We start from the raw sequence: 16,220 nt of genomic DNA on the forward strand, positions 1-16,220 counted from the left end.
ATGGCTATTGATATTAAAGTTCCACAACTTCCTGAATCTGTTGCAGACGCAACAGTGGCTACTTGGCACGTGAAGCCAGGTGACAAAGTCTCGCGCGATCAGAATCTGGTCGATATCGAAACCGACAAAGTGGTGTTGGAAGTGGTTGCACCTGCTGATGGCGTAATCGGTGAAATCATCGCTGAAGAAGGCGCCACTGTTGGCGCCGAAGAAGTGATTGGTAAGCTTGAAGAAGGCGACGGTGCTGCTGCGGATAAATCAGATGACAAATCTGACGCGAAAGCAGATGACAAAAAATCTGAGCAAAAAGACGACAAGAAAGCTGACAAGAAGGCCGACAAAAAGTCGTCTGGTTCAGGCGAAAAGCTTGAAGTTAAGGTACCTCAGTTACCTGAGTCTGTTGCTGACGCAACTATTGCTACCTGGCACGTAAAAGCTGGCGAAGCAGTAACTCGCGACCAAAACTTAGTTGATATTGAAACCGACAAAGTGGTGCTTGAAGTTGTCGCCCCAGCTGATGGTGTGTTGGCGGAAATCAAACAAGAAGAAGGCGCAACAGTCGGTGCTGATGACGTGATTGGTATTGTTGAAGCAGGTGCGTCAGCTAGTTCTAGTGAATCAGCAAAAGAATCTGCCAGCGACAGCAAAGAAGAAGCGGCAGACGAAGGTGATAGCGAAGTAGCTGGCCCAGCGGTACGTCGCTTGTTGGCGGAAAACAACTTGAAAGTGTCTGACGTAAAAGGCACTGGTAAAGGCGGCCGCGTGACCAAAGAAGACGTTGAGAAACACTTGAAAGACGGTGCAGCGAAGAAATCTGAGCCAGCTAAGGCTGCAAGTGCTCCAGCGCCAACTGCCGGTGATCGTGATCAGAAACGTGTGCCAATGACACGTCTGCGCAAAACGATTGCGAAGCGCTTGTTAGAAGCGAAGAACGCAACCGCTATGTTGACCACGTTCAATGAAGTGAACATGAAGCCAATTATGGACTTGCGTTCGAAGTACAAAGACGAATTTGAAAAACGTCACGACACGCGCTTAGGTTTCATGGGCTTCTACGTGAAAGCTGTTACTGAAGCACTGAAACGCTTCCCAGAAGTAAACGCGTCAATTGACGGTGACGACATTGTGTACCACAACTACTTTGATATCAGCATTGCGGTATCAACGCCACGTGGTTTGGTTACACCAGTATTGCGTGACACCGATAAAATGAGCATTGCGGAAATCGAAAATGGCATCCGTGACCTAGCTATCAAAGGCCGTGACGGTAAATTGACCATGGACGATATGCAAGGTGGTAACTTCACCATTACCAACGGTGGCGTATTCGGTTCATTGCTTTCAACGCCAATTTTGAATCCACCACAAAGCGCTATTTTGGGCATGCACAAAATTCAAGATCGCCCAATGGCTGTTGACGGTAAAGTAGAAATTCTGCCAATGATGTACTTAGCGTTGTCATATGACCACCGCATTATTGACGGTAAAGAATCTGTTGGTTTCTTAGTAACCATCAAAGAGTTGTTAGAAGATCCGCAGCGTTTGTTGTTGGACCTATAACATAATGCACAGCCGCTGTGTTGCAATTGCATGTCAATTGAAGCAGCGGCTGTATTTTTTGCGCGCAAAACTGTAAAATACGCGCGAATTTTCGGGTAAGCAGCATGACGCTGCTTTTGTTGTTCAAACGAATCGGAAGATCATCATGAACTTGCATGAGTATCAGGCTAAACAACTCTTCAAAGAGTTCGGTTTGCCAGTATCTGAAGGCTTTGCAGTTGACACTGCTGACGAAGCCGTTGAAGCTGCCAAAAAAATCGGCGGTGATCGTTGGGTTGTTAAAGCTCAAGTACACGCAGGCGGCCGCGGTAAAGCGGGCGGTGTTAAATTAGTTTCTAGCCATGACGAAGTGCACGCATTTGCGAGCAACTGGTTAGGTAAAAACTTGGTGACTTACCAAACAGACGCAAACGGTCAGCCGGTTGCTAAAATTTTGGTAGAAAGCTTGACTGATATCGCTTCAGAACTGTACTTAGGCGCAGTTGTTGACCGTGCTACACGTAAAATCGTGTTCATGGCGTCAACCGAAGGTGGTGTTGAAATCGAGAAAGTTGCTGAAGAAACGCCAGAAAAAATCTTGAAAGCAATCATTGATCCAACGGTAGGCGCACAGCCATTCCAAGGTCGTGAGCTTGGCTTCAAATTAGGCTTAAACCCAGAGCAAGTGAAGCAATTCACTAAAATCTTCTTGGGTTTGGCGAAAATGTTCGAACAATATGATTTCGCATTGTTAGAAATCAACCCGTTGGTTATCACTGAGCAAGGCAACTTGCATTGCTTAGACGGTAAAATCAACATTGACAGCAACGCGTTGTATCGTCAGCCAAAAATCCGTGAAATGCATGACCCGTCTCAAGAAGATGAGCGTGAAGCACAAGCGGCTAAATGGGAACTGAACTACGTTGCACTAGACGGCAACATCGGTTGTATGGTTAACGGCGCAGGCTTAGCGATGGGTACAATGGACATCGTTAAATTGTCTGGTGGCCAACCAGCCAACTTCTTGGACGTTGGTGGCGGCGCAACCAAAGAGCGCGTTACTGAAGCGTTCAAGATCATCCTGTCTGACGCAAATGTTAAAGCCGTATTGGTTAACATTTTCGGTGGTATCGTTCGTTGCGACATGATCGCAGAAGGTATCATGGGCGCCGTTGAAGAAGTCGGCGTGAAAGTGCCTGTAGTTGTGCGTTTAGAAGGTAACAACGCAGACTTAGGTCGTCAGAAATTAGCAGAAAGTGGCCTGAACATCATTGCAGCAGAGAGTTTGTCTGACGCTGCTGATAAAGTGGTTGCTGCGGCAGGAGGTCAATAATGTCTATCTTGATCGATAAAAATACCAAAGTTATCTGCCAGGGTTTCACTGGTGGTCAGGGTACTTTCCACTCTGAGCAAGCTATTGCTTACGGCACGCAAATGGTTGGTGGTGTAACTCCAGGTAAAGGCGGTCAAACGCACCTTGGTTTACCCGTATTTAACACTGTACGTGAAGCAGTTGAAGCAACTGGCGCAACTGCATCAGTGATCTACGTACCAGCGCCATTCTGTAAAGACTCAATTATTGAAGCTGCAGACGCCGGTATCGAGCTTATCGTATGTATCACTGAAGGCATTCCAACGTTAGACATGCTTTACGTGAAAGAATACCTGACGCACAAAGGCGTGCGCATGATTGGTCCTAACTGCCCAGGTGTTATCACGCCAGACGAATGTAAGATTGGCATCATGCCTGGTCACATTCACAAAGCAGGTAAAGTAGGTATCGTATCGCGTTCAGGTACGTTGACTTATGAAGCCGTGAAGCAGACAACTGACGAAGGTTTCGGCCAGTCTACTTGTGTTGGTATTGGTGGTGACCCAATTCCTGGTTCAAACTTCATCGATATTCTTGAATTATTCGAGAAAGATCCAGCAACTGAAGCGATCGTCATGATCGGTGAAATTGGTGGTACCGCAGAAGAAGAAGCAGCTGAGTACATCAAGCACAACGTAACGAAACCAGTTGTTTCTTACATTGCTGGTGTTACTGCTCCTCCAGGTAAGCGTATGGGCCATGCCGGTGCGATTATCTCAGGCGGTAAAGGCACTGCTGATGAGAAATTTGCAGCATTAGAAGCTGCTGGCGTTAAAACAGTACGTAGCCTTGCCGATATCGGTAAAGCGTTACGTGAGAAAACTGGCTGGTAAGCTACGTTTTTAAGCACAACGTCTGTTACGATAAAAGCCGCTCACTTGAGCGGCTTTTTTTGTGGCCAACGCACCGCTATAACAAGGATAATTATGTTCAGAACCGCTATGTTGTTTTTCTTATCGTTACTCGCGTTTGCTGGCAATTCGGTGATCAACCGTTACGCATTATTAACTCAACATATTGATCCGAATACTTTTGTGGCAGTTCGCATTGTTAGTGGCGCGGTTGCCATGCTGGTTATTTGGTATACGGTGAAGGTTGTTGCAACATCGCGGCAAGCCAAGCGACAACAGCCAGCGGTTACCGAAGCCATAAGCAACGTTGCACGACGTGGAACCTGGTGGGGAGCCTTTACCTTGGCTTTATATGCGGTCGCATTTTCGTTGGCTTACAACCAATTGGAAACCGGCTTTGGCGCGTTAATTTTGTTCGCCTCTGTGCAGTTGTCCATGCTTGCGGTGGGCTGGGTGCAGGGAAACAAACTAACAGCCAAAGAAGCGCTTGGCAGCAGTTTAGCCTTGCTCGGGCTCATCTATTTAGTCTATCCCACGCTAGGCGTACCTAGTTCCCTATGGGCCTGCGTTGCCATGGTGACGGCGGGTACCGCTTGGGGGCTATATTCACTGCATGGTCGGGGTAGCGCCTCACCATTAACCGACACCACGTTTAATTTCGTGCGCGCCACACCGGTTGTCGTATTGCTAGTGATCTGGCAATACGGAGACATAGTCATCAGCCCGCAAGGGCTTGTTCTCGCTGTCTGTTCAGGCGTGGTTACGTCAGGGCTTGGCTACGCCATTTGGTATCTGGTGTTACCCCAGCTTAAGGTTTCAACAGCGGCTATAGGTCAACTCTCGGTACCGCTTATTGCTGCGGTAGGCGGGGTGGTATTTGCGCGCGAAATAATCACCCAACAACTGGTGGTTGCAGCGCTGCTTATTGTTGGTGGCATGCTGATAGTGATTCGGAAGCCGACAAAGCCATTGAAATAATCTACGAACCACTATGATCTTTATAAAATTGTAATATTTAAATTATCTGTCTATTATTAGCGCATAACAAATGTGGTGAGAGTGTTAAAAACTATAAGGATTCTCTCCATGAAAAAAATAATACTAATTGCTGCGCTAATACTCGCAATTTGGAATTACTACGAAGAGCAACAACCTCGTCCAGAGAACCGTAGCGGTTTGCTGGCTGAGTTTGTGCAAAGCGTACAGGGTCAAGTATTAAAAAAAGACCCGAAATTTCAATGTGATGGTCGGAAATTCTGTCCTGAAATGACTTCTCGAGCTGAAGCTGAATTTTTCTTGCGCTTCTGCCCCGATAGCCAGCTCGACGATAATCATAATGGTATTCCGTGTGAAAACGATGCGCGTTTCTAAGCTGATTAAAAAGCACTGGCAAGGCGATTACTCGCTAGGCAAGGCTTATTGGCTTATCGGCGTTGGTTTAACTTGCTGTTTAAGCCTCGCGGCATTTGCTCTCAACTCTTTATTAAATCAATTCGCAGTTGCGCAATCGGTGTATAGCGCGCTTGTAATCTGTTTGTACTCGTTTACCGCGGTATTTACCATATGGCAATTGGTGGGTATTTGGCGCTCGGCGAAATATCACACTTCCAATGGCGGGCGGCAGGGCTGGGCAACTGCAGCGCAAGTCATGGTAATAGTTGCCGCATTACGTGCGGTGTTCGACTTTAACCAGTTTGGTTTGCCAATGATGCAAACTAACGTGGGCTTAATGAACGCCAGTGAGTTAACTAATCAGATCGAGCTTCGTGTGCTTAACCAAGGCACCGAAATCGAGCTGATAGGCCCGTTGCCATACGGAACTACTGAGAGTGTTCAAGCCATATTACAGCGGTTTCCATCGGTACGAGTTATTCATTTGAATTCGCCCGGAGGACGCATTAGCGAAGGCGTTAAGCTATATGATTTAATTCAAGAGTATCAGCTAGATACCTATGTGCCCAGTGAATGCTCAAGTGCCTGTACCATTGCTTTTATGGGGGGCCAACAACGGTACTTAAGTAAACGCGGAATTCTGGGGTTTCACAGTGCCTCGCTGCATCAACTTGACGGCGCTGATGTGCAACAAATTAATGACGACTTTAAGCGTATTTATCGCCAGCATGGTGTTTCCGAAAGCTTTATTCGCCAATCGGTGCGGGTAGATGGAGCGAACATTTGGTACCCAGGGCCGTTAGAGTTGATAGAGGCACGAGTGGTGAATGAATTAGTGCAAAGTGACCGTTTTGCACCAAGCAACGCAACCCATAACTTGGCAACTACCTGGCGTGCGGAGTTGCTCATACAGGGGCCCGATGCCGAGCTAGTCGCTTATTGGCGCGCTAATGTCGATATTATTAACTATTTGAATTATGTTGATGCACAATTCTGTGTCGATTACTTATACCCGCAGTGGGCCAAAAAACCGGTGGATGTTGAAGCGCTGATACCGATAAATTTGATCAGTTCATATCGGCAAGCCAAAACTGACTTAGTTGAACGTACACAACTACGAAACAGTTTTCGCTATCAGCCCGGTAGTGCCAACGTGATGCTAGAGCAGGTGCTCAGCGACGTTGGTCGATATGATGCGTTGTATCCTTCGGTATTTCAGCAGCCTAGCGAATACCGGGCTCATGCGCGGTTACTATGTCAGGCCTCTATAGCGGTATATGAAGGAGCTTTACGGCTGCCTACTCATGAACGGCAAGCTGCGCTGCTGCGGTTTATGCAGCAGCGCTAAGCATTAATTGAGTTTATAACGCAACAATAGCTTCTTCAGCGGCCGCTAAGGCTTGCTGCCGAGGCTCATCACCTAGGTTAACACCCTCGGCGCGCACTACATGTACGTCGGTAATGCCAATAAACGCCAGCACATGACGCAAATAGCTCTCTTGATGATCAAGGGCTGCCGCTTCGCCTTGGCTATAAACACCGCCACGACCTGAGGCGATATACGCCGTTTTGCCTTGCAATAAGCCTTGTGAGCCTTGCTCGGTGTATTTAAACGTTACGCCGGCTTTGAGAACGCGATCAAGCCAAGCTTTCAATTGCGTAGGAATAGTAAAGTTGTACATGGGGGCGCCAATCACTAACACATCGGCCGCTTGCAATTCTGCCAGTAATTCTTCGCTAAGTGCATTTTGCTCAGCCAATAGCGTTTCTGCATCTAAGTGTGGCACTGGGTTCACAACTAAATCGCGGTGGGTTACTTGGGCATTGGTATTGCGGGTTAAATGCGCAACCACGTCGCGGCTTAGTTTACGGCTCACTGATTGCTCAATAAATATACCTGAGTCAATGTGTAGAATGTTCATATAAAAACCTCTCAAAACTGTTGTGCGCTGTAGGGTAAAAAGCTGATGGGGGTCATGATATAAGCGTTCCGTTTTCAGCGGTAGTGGGCTATATTGGAAAGTGTTGTTCCAAAAATGGAACACCATCTTTGCGGCTATTTAGCTACGAGAGGCGCCATGAGCTTACCAGACTTAACCAATTACATGATATTCGCGCGGGTTGCTGCGGCGGGCAGTATTAGCGCTGGTGCGCGCGAGCTGAATATGCCCAAGTCGACCATTAGCCGCCGCTTAACCGAACTTGAAGAAGCCCAAGGCGTTCGATTACTGCACCGCAGCACGCGCGGCTTAAAGCTAACCGATATTGGGCAAGCATTTTTAGTGCATTGCGAAACCATGGTGGCCGCTGCTGAAGCGGCTCAGCAGGTCACGCAATTGGTACAAGAAACCCCACGCGGCGATATTCACGTTAGCTCGCCCTATGCTATTAGCCAGAGCATGTTGGTTCATTTGTTACCCGAGTTTTTAGCGCGATATCCCGAGGTGAGGGTCAATTTAATGGTGACCAATCGGCCAGTTAACCTTATTGACGAGGGCATTGATGTTGCGTTGCGGGTACGTGCCACAATTGAAGACTCATCACTCATTGCGCGGCCATTATCTGACGCACCGCAAACCTTGTTCAAAAGCCCCAATAAAGGAGACGTGGGGGCCATGCAGCAATCGTTACAGCATCCGCTTGATCTGGTGCATTTTCCTCACCTAAGTTTGCATTACACCAGTGGGCGATATCGATATGATTTAACGGCCAGCCATGGTGAAAAGCTGACGGTGAGCTTTCGTCCGCGGTTGATCACCGACGATATGATTGTGCTGCGCGAGGCTGCAATAGCAGGGCTTGGAATTGTTGCCTTGCCCAATTACATGTGTGAGGACGCCGTTGCGGCAGGTTTACTTGAGCCGGTACTGCCGCAGTGGTCATTACCCATGGGCATTATGCACATGGTCTATCCTTATCGAAGAGGGTTATTGCCGGCCGTGCGCGTATTTGTCGATTATCTTGCCGAACATTTGCCCGCTACGGCGCAACGCTCACTAAATACGACATAAGGGCTTTTATTTTTAAGCCAAGCCACTACAATCATTCAAACAAGCGTTTAAAAATAACAATAAGGCACGGTTATGGACTTTACTCCCAGTGACAAAACGTTGCAGTATCGCAAGCAACTCATTGCGTTTATGCGTGAACACATAGAGCCGATAGAAGCGGATTACCACAAAGAAAACCGCCGTTTAAATGGCGATGCGAACTGGTGTGAATGGCAGGTACCGCCTGTGGTTGAAACCTTGAAAGCCAAGGCAAAAGCGGCTGGCTTGTGGAACTTATTTTTGCCTGATGCGCAATTAGGTGCTGGGATGTCGACGCTAGATTATGCGCCCTTGGCGGAAGTGATGGGCCATAGCTTACTTGCGCCAGAAATATTCAATTGTAACGCGCCCGACACTGGCAATATGGAAGTGTTGTACCACTTTGGCAGTGACGCGCAACGTGAACAATGGCTGACGCCATTACTCAGTGGTGACATACGGTCAGTGTTTTGCATGACCGAGCCCGACGTGGCTTCGTCCGATGCCACCAATATGCAAGCTCGTATTGTTGCCGACGGTGATGAGGTGGTGATAACTGGCCGCAAATGGTGGTCTACTGGCCTTGGTCACCCCAATGCAAAATTTGCCATTGTGATGGGGCTTACCGACCCTGAGGCGGCCAAACATCAACGCCATTCCATGGTCATTGTGCCCTTAGATACCCCAGGTGTAACCATTGAACGTATGTTGCCGGCTTTTGGCGAATATGATGCGCCTTATGGTCACGGCGAAGTTTTCTTTGACCAAGTTCGGGTGCCAAAAGCCAATGTGATCGGAAACTTGGGTGATGGCTTCAAAATTGCCCAAGGGCGCTTAGGCCCGGGCCGCATTCATCATTGCATGCGCGCCATTGGCGCGGCAGAAAAGGCTCTGCAATTATTTATGCGCCGTGGGCAAGAGCGAATTGCCTTTGGTAAGCCATTGCTGCAACTGAATGGCAATTTAGAGCGCGTGGCGGACATGCGTATTGCCATTGATCAAGCGCGTTTACTCACCTTTTATGCAGCCTGGAAAATTGACCAAGTGGGCGCCATGAAGGCGCTGGCGGAAATCTCAGCAATTAAAGTGGTTGCCCCTAACGTGCTACAACAGGTGGTGGATGAAGCCATTCAGCTGTTTGGTGGCGCCGGCGTGAGCCATGACACGCCGTTAACTGGTTTGTTTGCTATGGCGCGTGCGCTGCGTATTGCCGATGGCCCAGACGCCGTGCATCGCAATACCATTGCTAAAGTTGAATTAGCCAAGTATCGGGAGGCATAAGTGGCCAGTCATATTGAAGACGTTGCTGGGCAAGTGCGCGAGGGCGAACAACTACCTGAGGCACAGCTAGCGGCGTGGTTACAGCAACAGCTACCCGAATTGCAGGGGGCCATGCAGGTAACCCAGTATAGTGGTGGGGCCTCAAATTGGACCTACCGTTTGCAGTTTGATAACGCCGATTTAATTCTCCGTCGTCCGCCAGCTGGCACCAAAGCCAAGTCGGCCCATGACATGGGCCGTGAGTATCGTATTCAAAAAGCGCTGAAGCCAGTATTTTCGTACGTGCCGTCTGTGCGCTTGTACACCGACGATGACAGCATTATTGGCGATGAATTTTATGTTATGGACCGGGTGGCTGGCATTATTCCGCGTAAGAATATGCCGCGCGAACTGCAGTTATCTGAGCAACAAACCCGTGAATTATGTCAAAACGCTTTAGATGTGTTAATTGAACTACACCAAGTAGATATTGAAGCTGCCGGCCTGACAGACTTAGCGAAAGGTGCCGGCTATACCGAACGCCAAGTTAGCGGCTGGTGTGAGCGTTATAAGCAAGCCAAAACCTGGAACGTGCCGTCGGGTAAGGGCATTATGCGCTGGCTAAAAGCTAATATGCCCGCCACCGAAACAATTTGCATGACGCATAACGATTTTCGCTTTGATAACCTTGTGCTTGATGTAAACGACCCAACCCGAATTATTGGTGTGTTAGATTGGGAGTTAGCCACTTTAGGCAACCCACTGATGGACCTAGGTAACAGCTTAGCGTACTGGATTCAAGCTGATGACGACCGTATTGCGCGCTCGACAAGGCGCCAACCCACCCATTTACCGGGCATGTTCACCCGCGCCGAAGTCATTAACTACTATTGCGAAAAAATGGGCGTGAATGTCGCCGATTTTCGTTTTTACGAAGTGTTTGGGCTATTTCGTTTAAGCGTTATTGCCCAACAAATTTACTACCGCTATCACCATAAGCAAACGCGCAATCCGGCCTTCAAAAACTTCTGGTTTTTGGTGAATTACTTGCATTGGCGTGCCCGTAAATTAATGAAGAATAAATAGATTAAGGAATAACATGCGTAAAACAATATTAATTACCGGCGCCAGTTCTGGCTTAGGCGAAGGTATGGCCCGTGAATTTGCCAAGCAGGGCCGTAATTTAGCCCTGTGCGCACGCCGCACTGAGCGTCTTGAGGGCTTAAAGCAAGAGCTTGAGCACCAGTACCCAAACATAAAAGTGTCCGTTAAAGCGCTTGACGTAAATAAACATGACGACGTATTTGCGGTGTTTAAAGCTTTTAAAGAAGAACTTGGCAGCATTGACCGCGTTATTGTAAATGCCGGAATGGGCAAGGGCGCCTCACTGGGTACTGGCTATTTTTATGCCAACGTGCAAACCGCACAAACCAATTTTGTTGCGGCATTGGCTCAGTGCGAAGCCGCTTTAGAAATTTTCCGTGAGCAAAACAGTGGGCATTTGGTGACTATTAGTTCAATTAGTGCGCTGCGTGGCATGCCGCGGGCAATGACGGTTTATGCTGCCACTAAAGCCGGTTTGCTAGCCTTAACCGAAGGTATTCGTGCTGATTTAATTAAATCGCGTTCACCAATTAAAGTAAGCGCAATTTTGCCTGGCTATATACGCTCAGAAATAAACGAAAAAGTAAAAAACACACCGTTTATGATCGACACCGAAACCGGCTGTCGCAAGTTAGTGCAAGCTATTGAAAAAGAGCCCGTACAGGCCTTTGTGCCTGGATGGCCTTGGGCTTTGATTGGCTTTTTAATGAAGCGATTACCGTTGAAGTGGGTCATGAAGCTGGGCTAATGCTGCGCCGTTGTTGGTTGGCAGAAGCCCACTTAAAGTGGGCATTCGGTGTCAGTGCGTTCGGCACTAATACTAATGGTGTTAGCCGGCATATTAGCCGGTTGGTAAATAACCGAGCTCTCCGCTAAATTAATGTCGCCACGGCTATGGCCGTGGTGCATTACTAATTCGCGATCGCGTTGCCAACTAACTGTTAAACACTCACCTAATTGCGCCGTCGCTAAACGGGTCCAATCGTCTAACAACGGCTCATAAAGCCATACCTCATAGCCTTGCCAGGGTGCAGAATCATCGCCCCGCTGGCACTGGTAAACATGAATTTCGCCGCCGTTATCGGGGGTACTAATGAGTTGCAGCGACTGACAGTTGGCAACTGTAGGTGGGGCAGGTTCAAAAACAGTTAATTTGTAAATTAACACCGCAGTAAATAATACCGCTAGGGTAATGCCAGCAGCGAGTAGCCATAAACCAATACGCCGAGTAAAAGCTTGAATTGATTTAATTAATCCCATGTTAATTCACACTAGTTGGAGGGTGGTTGATAATGGGCAACATGGCCAAAGCGTTCATGTTGGTTGTCCCAGTCTTGTTGCGCTTGTTTAACGCGTTGTTCAGACGCACTGACAAAATTCCACCACATTTTTACCGGTTGTTCAAAAGCTTCACCACCAAGCAGTAACACAATGCTATCGGCGCTCAACTCAAGGGTGATATGTCGGCGATTCGCACCAATGCTAAGTAGTTGATGGCTTTTTGTTTGCTTGTCTAATGCCGCCATTACGCCGCTAACAACATATAAGCCGTACTCAAAATTGCGTTCAAGTTGAATATCAACAACGGTTGCTTGCGGTGTTTGTAGCAGCAACGCCATGGTAGGGCTGAAACTTAGCGCTGGGCTTGTTAACCGACGCTGCTCAGTGGCGTACGACCCCATAATCAGCGTGGCGGTGCAGTTACCTAAGCTAAACTTAGGCACTTGCTGGTAGTGATCAAAACGTGGCTCGGTTTGCTCATGCTCTGGTGGTAGTGCACACCATAATTGTAGCCCGTGTAGCGGTTGGTCAGGATCATGGTCAGCCACTTCAGCGTGACTAATACCACGCCCGGCAGTCATTAAATTAAGTTGGCCACTGCGCAATGGTTGCTCATACCCAAGGCTGTCTTGATGCAATAGCTGCCCAGACAGCAACCACGTAATGGTTTGTAAACCTATATGCGGGTGCGGAGCAACATCGAACTGCCGGTAATTGGCTGGCGCCACTGGGCCAAAATGATCAAGAAAGCACCATGGTCCAATCATACGTATCGCCCGTTGGGGAATTATTCGATGCACGGTTAAATGCGGTGTTAACTGACGTTGTAGGGCGGTGTGAACGGTATCGTCGCGTTGTAAATGCTCTGATTCACATACTTCTAATTGATTATCTTGTGGCGCACGCGTCATGTCATTGCTCCATGTCACCCAGTTAAATCTGCTACGCTTAATGCGAAAATGTGTTTTCCAGTATGGCATTGGCCTCGACAATAGTCGAATATGTCGTACGAGTACTTTTACCGTGTCGCAGTTTTCAGTAAGGTAGGTGAATACACTGAGTACTCGATAACGAGGATTACGTTATGATATTTCCATTGTTACTCGCGGTTATTGGGTTTGCTGCCATGTTAAGTGGTATATGGGAGCAAAATTTAGGCACCATTTTTATTGGTGTAATCATGCAATTAGTGGGTTGGGTGTGGTTTTACAGCGCCTGGCGTAAAGCAAAAAAAACAAGGGCACATGCATAAGAATGAAAACAACTAGTGCAACACGAATAGCTGCTTTAGCCGTTATAGTTAGCGGTATCTTATTATTGGTCTTGGCACCGGCTGGCGACGCCGTGTCGAGCTACCGAATTCTGGGTTTCATATTGATGGGCTCAGGTATTGGCTGGTTAGTTTCGCAACGGCGGCCTGAACCGCAAGCGCCGCAACAGCAGCAATCGTATCAGCAACCGGTATTGCGCTGGTACCAGTCACCCATTTTGTGGGTTCCCATTATAGCAGCCTTGTTGGGGCTAATTTCTTGGCTGTTAATGTAAGGATAACGCATGTCTTTAACCACACGTTTGGTGATTTTAGCAGGCTTAGTCGGCTTGCTATTTTACAATGCTACTGAGACCCAATTGTGGGCCGCTATTGTTGACTGGCAATTAGGTTGGTACCAACTTGGCGTACCCATTGCATGGGGGATTATTCTGGGTGCGTTGGTTAACTTGTTAGCTGGGAACGCACTAGCAAAATGGTTAGAGCCTATTACTTTGGTCGCTGCATCGCTATTAACCCTTGGTTTAACGGGTGCCGCTGCGGTATATGCAGCTCACCAAATTGGTGGGTTAACTATTGCGCCATTGTTTATAAGTAGTATTGGGCTTGGCGTTTATTTATTTGCCTACAGTTACGCTCGCTTCGCAGGTGCGCGCGGGCGTAAAGCTGCGGAAGAGGCAAACGGGCGTGATAAAACTTAATTGCGATATGGGTGAAAGCTATGCTGCTTGGACGATGGGTGACGACCAAGCGGTGATGCCGCACATTGATATGGCTAATATTGCCTGTGGCTTTCACGCCGGTGGGCCAGCCATTATGGCCTCAACCATAGCGCTAGCGAAGCGACACGGGGTGACCATTGGCGCGCACCCGGCGTATCCCGACATTCAAGGTTTTGGGCGGCGTAGCATGGCGTTTACCGCTGCAGAGTTGCAGGCTATATTGCATTACCAAATTGGCGCCATGCAGGCATTGTGTGATGCCCAAAACGTGACACTGTGTTACGTCAAACCTCATGGTGCTTTGTACAACGACATGCAAAAGTCGCCAGAGCTGTTTCGCACAGTGTGTCAGGCCGTTGGCCAAATCAATGAGAGCCGCCAGCAGCGCCAGCAAGCGCCATTGTTTTTGGTGACTCTGGCAACCACTAATTCTGAGCCCCATCGCCATGTGGCGGCTGAATTTGGTGTCAACCTATGCTTTGAGGCATTTGCTGACCGGCGTTATGAAGCCGATGGCTCGTTACGTTCACGACATTACGATGATGCCGTGCTAACGCAGCGGCAAGATATTTTGCAACAGGTGCGAGCATTCAAAGCTGGCGAACCTATCACAGCCGCCAATGGCAGCTTATTAACCCTGCATGCCGATACTTTGTGTGTGCATGGCGATAACCCAGAGTCTATTGCAACAGTGGCTGCCATTCGTCAATTACTGCTCGAGAACTAACCATGCAAGCACGGCTAGAAGTAGCGGCCATCGATGCCGTTATGGTGGTTTTTGAAGCGCGAGTCGATCTTGCTATTAACCAAGCAGTACACCAATTTGCCGCACAATTGAAGCAGGCTAACCCCAGTTGGTTACGTGACATTGTTCCGGCCTACCATAGCGCGATGGTGGTTTATGATATTCACCAAACCGACCTACCAAGCGTAACGTACTACCTTGAGCAATTACTGCGCCAACCAACAGAACAACACCACAGCTTAGCAAGCACGCAACATCGCTTTCAGGTGTGTTATGAAGCACCCTATGCGCCCGATATGCCGCGAGTGATAGAGCACACCGGGCTAAGTGCTGCCGAGATTATCGCGCTGCACAGTGAGCGTGAATACCATGTTTACACCGTGGGGTTTGCCCCTGGCTTCGCTTATTTAGGTGATGTTGACGAGCGTATTCAAACACCTCGCTTAGCTACCCCGCGCAGTAAAGTACCCGCGGGTAGTGTGGCCATAGCGAACCAACAAACCGCAATTTATCCACGCACCTCGCCGGGTGGATGGAACCTTATTGGCCGGGTTGCGAATTGGGATATGAGGCAAGGCTTGGCCATACAGGCTGGTGACAGTGTGGTGTTTGAGGTGATCAACGCGGCCGACTTTGCCGCGCTTGAACAACAGCAAAGGCCATTGTCATGAGCACCAAGGCACATTTAAAAATAGTGCAGCCAGGCCTACTGGCTACGGTGCAAGACCGTGGGCGCTTTGGCCATAGTGCTCAGGGCGTAAGTCGCGGTGGAGCCTTAGATGAGCGCGCGTTTTTGTGGGCCAATAAATTACTCGGCAACACCCCCAATGCGTCGGCCATTGAAGTGACTCTAGGCGGATTCAAAGCCAAGGTACTCACGCCTGGTTTTGCCGTGGTGTGCGGCGCTCCGGCTAGCGTGAACCTTAACGATCAACCCCAGCCGAACTGGCAAGTTTTTGCGACAGCGCCGGGCGATGTGATTGACATTCTAGCTCCTGCACACGGTTTACGTTGCTATTTGGCTGTAGCAGGCGGCTTTGATGTGCCGCCTACCTTGGGTTCTGCCGCTACTGTGGTGCGCGACGGTTTAGGTGGGCTGCGGGGCGACGGTACACCATTGCAAGCGGGGGATGAACTAGCCAAGGGCTGCGCTTCAATGTACCCAGCTGTTGTTAATCGGCGACCCAAACATGAGCTAATACCCCGTGTTTCGGCACATAGTGAGTTGCAATTGCCCATGGTACCGGTGGCACAATTTGCCCAATTTAGTGCAGACGAGCAGCAACGATTGTTCAATCAAGCCTATACAGTCACTGCGCAGCAAGACCGCATGGGCGTTCGTTTACAGGGCGAACAAGGCATGCATTGGCCGCACCCACAAATTATCTCTGAGCCATTGCCGGTGGGCGCCATACAAATTCCACCTGATGGCCAACCTATTGTCATGCTAAACGATGCACAGTCGCTTGGTGGCTATCCGAAAGTTGGGGTGCTTAGCTGGTCAGCCCGTATGGCATTAGCCCAAGCAAGTGCCGGAACCAAGGTGCGTTTTGTAGCGCTTGAACTAAGTCATGCGCAAGATGAGTTGCGGGCGGCAGAATTGTTCTTTGGTTGTACGGGTTAAGCAACGCGTAGGCCTTGCGCAGGCTGCCAGA

19 protein-coding genes are annotated in these 16,220 nt (G+C 48.9%); 16 read left to right on the top strand and 3 right to left on the bottom strand.

All coding sequences use genetic code 11. The features are described 5' to 3' along the window. The 6 genes from odhB to ASC40_RS05385 all read left to right on the top strand — a co-directional run bounded on the left by odhB (position 1) and on the right by ASC40_RS05385 (position 6,502). Positions 1-1,560 (top strand): 2-oxoglutarate dehydrogenase complex dihydrolipoyllysine-residue succinyltransferase, encoded by a 1,560-nt coding sequence (gene odhB / locus ASC40_RS05360; protein ID WP_055438747.1) that lies wholly within the window; start codon positions 1-3, stop codon positions 1,558-1,560. A 145-nt stretch (positions 1,561-1,705) separates the two neighbouring features. Further along, entirely contained in the window at positions 1,706-2,872 is a 1,167-nt protein-coding gene (sucC, locus tag ASC40_RS05365) for an ADP-forming succinate--CoA ligase subunit beta (protein ID WP_055438748.1), read from the top strand. Continuing rightward, a complete protein-coding gene (gene sucD / locus ASC40_RS05370) occupies positions 2,872-3,744 on the top strand; it encodes a succinate--CoA ligase subunit alpha (protein WP_055438749.1) in 873 nt (290 codons plus the stop codon). The genes sucC and sucD overlap by 1 nt, the downstream gene beginning before the upstream one ends. A 93-nt stretch (positions 3,745-3,837) precedes the next feature. Beyond that, positions 3,838-4,740: a DMT family transporter gene (locus tag ASC40_RS05375; RefSeq protein WP_055438750.1), complete on the top strand. Its 903-nt coding sequence runs from the start codon at positions 3,838-3,840 to the stop codon at positions 4,738-4,740. 108 nt (positions 4,741-4,848) lie between these two features. Then, a complete protein-coding gene (locus ASC40_RS05380; RefSeq protein WP_055438751.1) occupies positions 4,849-5,133 on the top strand; it encodes an excalibur calcium-binding domain-containing protein in 285 nt (94 codons plus the stop codon). Further along, complete coding sequence (locus ASC40_RS05385; RefSeq protein WP_141656111.1) at positions 5,111-6,502, top strand: hypothetical protein; 1,392 nt, start codon at positions 5,111-5,113, stop codon at positions 6,500-6,502. The genes ASC40_RS05380 and ASC40_RS05385 overlap by 23 nt, the downstream gene beginning before the upstream one ends. A 13-nt stretch (positions 6,503-6,515) precedes the next feature. Here ASC40_RS05385 and ASC40_RS05390 read toward each other — a convergent pair whose 3' ends face one another. Further along, positions 6,516-7,076 (bottom strand): FMN-dependent NADH-azoreductase, encoded by a 561-nt coding sequence (locus ASC40_RS05390; RefSeq protein WP_055438753.1) that lies wholly within the window; start codon positions 7,074-7,076, stop codon positions 6,516-6,518. A 156-nt stretch (positions 7,077-7,232) separates the two neighbouring features. Here ASC40_RS05390 and ASC40_RS05395 point away from each other — a divergent pair, with 156 nt between their 5' ends. The 4 genes from ASC40_RS05395 (at position 7,233) to ASC40_RS05410 (ending at position 11,295) form a co-directional block, all read left to right on the top strand. After that, positions 7,233-8,165 (top strand): LysR substrate-binding domain-containing protein, encoded by a 933-nt coding sequence (locus tag ASC40_RS05395; RefSeq protein ID WP_055438754.1) that lies wholly within the window; start codon positions 7,233-7,235, stop codon positions 8,163-8,165. A 72-nt stretch (positions 8,166-8,237) separates the two neighbouring features. Next, entirely contained in the window at positions 8,238-9,464 is a 1,227-nt protein-coding gene (locus ASC40_RS05400) for an acyl-CoA dehydrogenase family protein (protein ID WP_055438755.1), read from the top strand. Beyond that, a complete protein-coding gene (locus ASC40_RS05405) occupies positions 9,465-10,529 on the top strand; it encodes a phosphotransferase family protein (protein ID WP_055438756.1) in 1,065 nt (354 codons plus the stop codon). 13 nt (positions 10,530-10,542) lie between these two features. After that, positions 10,543-11,295, top strand: coding sequence for an SDR family oxidoreductase (locus ASC40_RS05410; RefSeq protein ID WP_055438757.1), 753 nt, complete (start codon positions 10,543-10,545; stop codon positions 11,293-11,295). 32 nt (positions 11,296-11,327) lie between these two features. Here the strand turns inward: ASC40_RS05410 and ASC40_RS05415 are convergent, their stop codons facing one another. Then, positions 11,328-11,807: a hypothetical protein gene (locus ASC40_RS05415; RefSeq protein ID WP_055438758.1), complete on the bottom strand. Its 480-nt coding sequence runs from the start codon at positions 11,805-11,807 to the stop codon at positions 11,328-11,330. An 11-nt stretch (positions 11,808-11,818) separates the two neighbouring features. Continuing rightward, positions 11,819-12,739 (bottom strand): pirin family protein, encoded by a 921-nt coding sequence (locus tag ASC40_RS05420; protein ID WP_055438759.1) that lies wholly within the window; start codon positions 12,737-12,739, stop codon positions 11,819-11,821. Between the two features lie 173 nt (positions 12,740-12,912). Between ASC40_RS05420 and ASC40_RS11845 the strand changes: the two genes are divergently transcribed. Genes ASC40_RS11845 through ASC40_RS05445 form a run of 6 tightly spaced genes read left to right on the top strand, consistent with a single transcriptional unit; the run spans position 12,913 to position 16,189 of the window. After that, complete coding sequence (locus ASC40_RS11845; RefSeq protein WP_157558842.1) at positions 12,913-13,080, top strand: hypothetical protein; 168 nt, start codon at positions 12,913-12,915, stop codon at positions 13,078-13,080. 2 nt (positions 13,081-13,082) lie between these two features. Beyond that, a complete protein-coding gene (locus ASC40_RS05425) occupies positions 13,083-13,373 on the top strand; it encodes a hypothetical protein (RefSeq protein ID WP_055438760.1) in 291 nt (96 codons plus the stop codon). A 9-nt stretch (positions 13,374-13,382) separates the two neighbouring features. Beyond that, positions 13,383-13,799 (top strand): hypothetical protein, encoded by a 417-nt coding sequence (locus ASC40_RS05430; RefSeq protein ID WP_055438761.1) that lies wholly within the window; start codon positions 13,383-13,385, stop codon positions 13,797-13,799. Then, a complete protein-coding gene (locus tag ASC40_RS05435) occupies positions 13,786-14,547 on the top strand; it encodes a 5-oxoprolinase subunit PxpA (protein WP_342666841.1) in 762 nt (253 codons plus the stop codon). Before ASC40_RS05430 ends, ASC40_RS05435 begins: the two co-directional genes overlap by 14 nt. 2 nt (positions 14,548-14,549) lie before the next feature. Beyond that, positions 14,550-15,236 carry a 5-oxoprolinase subunit PxpB gene (pxpB, locus tag ASC40_RS05440; protein ID WP_055438763.1) on the top strand — a complete coding sequence of 229 codons (687 nt, stop codon included), beginning with the start codon at positions 14,550-14,552 and terminating at the stop codon, positions 15,234-15,236. Next, entirely contained in the window at positions 15,233-16,189 is a 957-nt protein-coding gene (locus ASC40_RS05445; RefSeq protein ID WP_055438764.1) for a 5-oxoprolinase subunit C family protein, read from the top strand. Before pxpB ends, ASC40_RS05445 begins: the two co-directional genes overlap by 4 nt. Positions 16,190-16,220 lie beyond the last annotated feature (31 nt).

The organism is Pseudidiomarina woesei (genome assembly GCF_001418345.1).
Classification (GTDB): Bacteria; Pseudomonadota; Gammaproteobacteria; order Enterobacterales; family Alteromonadaceae; genus Pseudidiomarina; species Pseudidiomarina woesei.

Bases quoted from the DNA above. Each gene is read 5' to 3' on its own strand.
- odhB (WP_055438747.1), top strand. From the start codon at position 1: ATGGCTATTGATATTAAAGTTCCACAACTTCCTGAATCTGTTGCAGAC.
- sucC (WP_055438748.1), top strand. From the start codon at position 1,706: ATGAACTTGCATGAGTATCAGGCTAAACAACTCTTCAAAGAGTTCGGT.
- sucD (WP_055438749.1), top strand. From the start codon at position 2,872: ATGTCTATCTTGATCGATAAAAATACCAAAGTTATCTGCCAGGGTTTC.
- ASC40_RS05375 (WP_055438750.1), top strand. From the start codon at position 3,838: ATGTTCAGAACCGCTATGTTGTTTTTCTTATCGTTACTCGCGTTTGCT.
- ASC40_RS05380 (WP_055438751.1), top strand. From the start codon at position 4,849: ATGAAAAAAATAATACTAATTGCTGCGCTAATACTCGCAATTTGGAAT.
- ASC40_RS05390 (WP_055438753.1), bottom strand. From the start codon at position 7,076: ATGAACATTCTACACATTGACTCAGGTATATTTATTGAGCAATCAGTG.
- ASC40_RS05395 (WP_055438754.1), top strand. From the start codon at position 7,233: ATGAGCTTACCAGACTTAACCAATTACATGATATTCGCGCGGGTTGCT.
- ASC40_RS05400 (WP_055438755.1), top strand. From the start codon at position 8,238: ATGGACTTTACTCCCAGTGACAAAACGTTGCAGTATCGCAAGCAACTC.
- ASC40_RS05410 (WP_055438757.1), top strand. From the start codon at position 10,543: ATGCGTAAAACAATATTAATTACCGGCGCCAGTTCTGGCTTAGGCGAA.
- ASC40_RS05415 (WP_055438758.1), bottom strand. From the start codon at position 11,807: ATGGGATTAATTAAATCAATTCAAGCTTTTACTCGGCGTATTGGTTTA.
- ASC40_RS05420 (WP_055438759.1), bottom strand. From the start codon at position 12,739: ATGACGCGTGCGCCACAAGATAATCAATTAGAAGTATGTGAATCAGAG.
- ASC40_RS11845 (WP_157558842.1), top strand. From the start codon at position 12,913: ATGATATTTCCATTGTTACTCGCGGTTATTGGGTTTGCTGCCATGTTA.
- ASC40_RS05425 (WP_055438760.1), top strand. From the start codon at position 13,083: ATGAAAACAACTAGTGCAACACGAATAGCTGCTTTAGCCGTTATAGTT.
- ASC40_RS05430 (WP_055438761.1), top strand. From the start codon at position 13,383: ATGTCTTTAACCACACGTTTGGTGATTTTAGCAGGCTTAGTCGGCTTG.
- pxpB (WP_055438763.1), top strand. From the start codon at position 14,550: ATGCAAGCACGGCTAGAAGTAGCGGCCATCGATGCCGTTATGGTGGTT.
- ASC40_RS05445 (WP_055438764.1), top strand. From the start codon at position 15,233: ATGAGCACCAAGGCACATTTAAAAATAGTGCAGCCAGGCCTACTGGCT.